Source organism: Arcicella sp. GW458-12-2-14-TSB2 (assembly GCF_059423785.1).
Window position 1 is genome coordinate 1 of record NZ_JBWKYN010000298.1, and the last position, 3,518, is coordinate 3,518.

3 protein-coding genes are annotated in these 3,518 nt (G+C 35.5%); all 3 read right to left on the reverse strand.

What is annotated here, in order from left to right:
- Window positions 1-156 precede the first annotated feature (156 nt).
- Complete coding sequence (locus tag AC07XN_RS23800; protein WP_494744857.1) at window positions 157-579, reverse strand: hypothetical protein; 423 nt, start codon at window positions 577-579, stop codon at window positions 157-159.
- A gap of 56 nt (window positions 580-635) precedes the next feature.
- A complete protein-coding gene (locus AC07XN_RS23805) occupies window positions 636-1,058 on the reverse strand; it encodes a GNAT family N-acetyltransferase (RefSeq protein WP_494744858.1) in 423 nt (140 codons plus the stop codon).
- 67 nt (window positions 1,059-1,125) lie between these two features.
- Complete coding sequence (locus AC07XN_RS23810; RefSeq protein WP_494744859.1) at window positions 1,126-3,369, reverse strand: beta-N-acetylhexosaminidase; 2,244 nt, start codon at window positions 3,367-3,369, stop codon at window positions 1,126-1,128.
- Window positions 3,370-3,518: the final 149 nt, after the last annotated feature.

Sequence of the window (3,518 nt, forward strand, 5' to 3'; positions counted from 1 at the left end):
GAGCGAAGCGAGTTTAGGAATTCTTGATTTTTTTGTTACTTTTTGCATCAAGGCAAAAAGTAAGGACGAGAATAAATCCAAAAAACATTAAAATCTTTTAAAACTTGCTTTTCCAAGAGAAAATTCGGGATGACTCATGTTTAGCATATCAAAATCTCAAAAACTTCCTTTAAGCTCAGTCTTTGCTAAAGTAGCCTTCATGGCATTAATTGGTTTGACTAGCAACGAAGGTGGATTATTATGGTCAAAATTAATAGATTCATAGGTTTTCTTAGTCGTCTGTATATTCAACTGAGCAATCATTGCACCATCGTAATAGGATTTTGTACTGGGTCTTTTTAACCTTGAAATACGGCTTAATTTAACTTTTTCTAGCGTTTTTAATATTTTTTTCCACTCACTAGCCTTGGTTTTATAACTGTACCTTTCAGCATTAATGCTGACGATTGTACTATCGGCAGTGATAAATAAATGCTTTTGTACACCTCTTGTCTGATAGCTGAGTGCTAGCGAACGAATTGCTTCTGGCTTAGAAGTATTTATTCCGAGTAGTAAAAATATAATAAGTAGTTTGTTCATGATAAGGAAAAGATGTTATAAGTTAACAAATATACTGTTAACTCATAATGTCTTTCTTAGGTAAGCTCAAATAAAATATAAGTACCATTTTCGGTTGCACCTTTCCCTTTTTCTTTAAAGCCTTTCTTTCTATAAAATTCAATGGCATTGACATTGTTTGATAAGCATTTTAATCTGATAGGTAAACCAAGTTTTTCAATTACAGCTTCCAGCAATTTACTTCCAATACCATTATTTTGATGTTTTTCGTCAATATATAAATGATGAATAAAGTTATCTTCTTTCCAAACCGAAATAAAGCCGATTACGGTGTTTTCTTCAAAAGCCACTAAGATGTATTCATCTTCGGTTTCTTCTTCAAAATCCGATAGCCTGAATGATGAAGTATCAAGCCAAGTAAAAGTGTTTTGTCGTTCTTTTAAGAATAAATATCTTAATGCATCATTATCTATTTCCCTTCTTTCTATGATTGTTAGCATTGTTCAATATGTTTTTTGAAACTTCGCACTGGTGGATAATAAATGCACCAAGGACGAAAGCTCTTTGCTACTCCACCACAATCTCATCTACAAACAACCAAGGTTTATCTCCTGCACCTGTTGAGTTGGCAGGAATTGTACCAAATGAACGGGCAATAACTTTGATATACCTCACTGTTTTTTGATTGAAAGATAATGTTACCTTCGTTACGCCTTCTTTAGCAGGAACGGCGATATTTTGTGATGAAATCTCCTCAAAATTTACGCCATCCGACGAGCCTAATATTTGTACTTGTGAAGGAATCCAAATCCAGCTAGATGGTTTATGAAAGAAACGAAAAGTAGCTTTTTGGATAGCGGTTTCTTTCCCAAAATCTAACGTTCCTCCAAAATCTAGCCCGTTCCAACCTAACCATTCTTCATCACCAAACTGACTTTCTCCGCCAAACATTCCATTGGTTAATGCCTGAGCACCTCCACGAGTGTAGCGTTTATCAGCAGGTGTTGTTAGGTTAATCAACACGCCAGTAGCTTTGTTGTAGGTAATAGTTCGGGTTATTTCATCAACCAGTTTCCCCTTCATCACTGTAGAGGCCTTCATGGTAGTACTATTAATAATGCTAATTGGTTCTTTGTAAATATTAGATGTCAGTGTCGGGCTACTTCCATCTAACGTATAATAAATGGGAGCATTGCCATTATCACAACTCAATGCCAACTGAATACTATTGTCTTGCCCTTTCAACATCTTCGTTTTTATTTCAAAGAAATGCTTGGCGTAATTTACCTGACGAATATCCATGCGATTGAGATAAGAACCCAATCGATTTAAAAAGTCATCATAATTTCTTGATGCCTTAGGCGACCAGTCTACTTCTGCTAACGCTACGGCTCTTGGAAATGTCATGTATTCAACATGAGAACCCACAGGAACTTGTTCTGTCCATAAGTTTGCTTGCCCTCCTAAAATATAGCCTTCTTCTTCCTTCGTCAATCCTTCTGGGATAGGTTCAAAGCTGTAAATTTTAGGGAGATTAATAAAGCCACCAAAAGCCAAAGGCTCGTTAGGGTCTTCCGACTGATAATAATCTAAATAACAATGAGACGTAGGCGAAATAATCGCATGGTGCTTTAATTTAGCCGCCGTTCCTCCACTTTCTATACTTCTCCACGCCATTACAGTGGCGTTAGGTGCTAGTCCACCATCCAATATTTCGTCCCAACCAATAATTTGTCTGCCTTTTTGATTAACGTGTTGTTCGATACTTTTGATAAAATCACTTTGTAGTTCATCAATACTTTTCAGCCCTTTATCTTTCATTCTTTGCTGACAATTTGGGCATTTATGCCAAGCCGTTTTCGAAGCCTCATCGCCACCAATATGAATATATTTACTTGGGAAAATATCCATTACTTCATCCAAAATATCGTTTACAAAAGCAATAGATGATTCTTTCGGACAAAACTCTCCTTGTAATAACAATTGTTTTCCTGTGCTATCCAAACAAGCAAACTGAGGATAAGCAACCAAGGCAGCGTTTGAATGGGCAGGCACATCTATTTCTGGAATAATCGTAATGAATCGTTCAGCAGCATATTTTACGATGTCTCGCATTTCAGCTTGCGAATAAAAACCTTCATTAGTTGGCCATTGGGGCGACTTAGCAGTATGTAACAATGGATATTTTTTACTTTCAAAACGGAAAGCTTGTCCATCAGTAAGGTGCCAGTGAAAGCGATTGAGCTTTAATGCTGCTAATTCATCAAGGTATTTTTTGATAAAAGTTACAGGCATAAAATGACGAGAAACATCTAGCATAATTCCTCTGTACGGAAATCGTGGGGCATCATTGATGGTTAAGGACGGTACTTTACAATCGATTGTTTGGACAAAAGCACTTTGTTCAATATCAGTAGGTAATAATTGTAGGATACTTTGTACGGCATAAAATACGCCCGAAGTATTCACGGCTTTGATATTTATTTGTGAGGGACTGATTGTTAATACATATCCCTCAGTATTTTGAAGGCTTTTGTCAAACTGAACAACAATGCTATTAGATTTGCTTATTTTTGATTGAAAACTTAACTGAATGCCTGCTGATTTTTGTAGTTTTTCGATGAGTGGTTTTAAGGCTAATCGAGTTTCAGTTTTTTTGGTAAGGTCAATAATCTTTGTTTCTTTATTGATTTGAAAGAAGCCTTGACCTTGGGTAATTTGCTGTGGAGCTGGAATAATGTTGATTGACTCTTGAGCCATTGTGTTACTAAAAATACAAAAGCACGTGAGTAATAAAATAATACGATTCATTTTTAATTGGATTGAAGTATTGCTGATTAAACAATTTGGATAATAACTGAATTGAGAAGTAGAAATTATAAAAAAATACTTAAAGAGTTTTTCTTTCAAGCTAAAATTGTTGGCTTCTGACGATTATCTTTAATTAATTAAGATAGAAT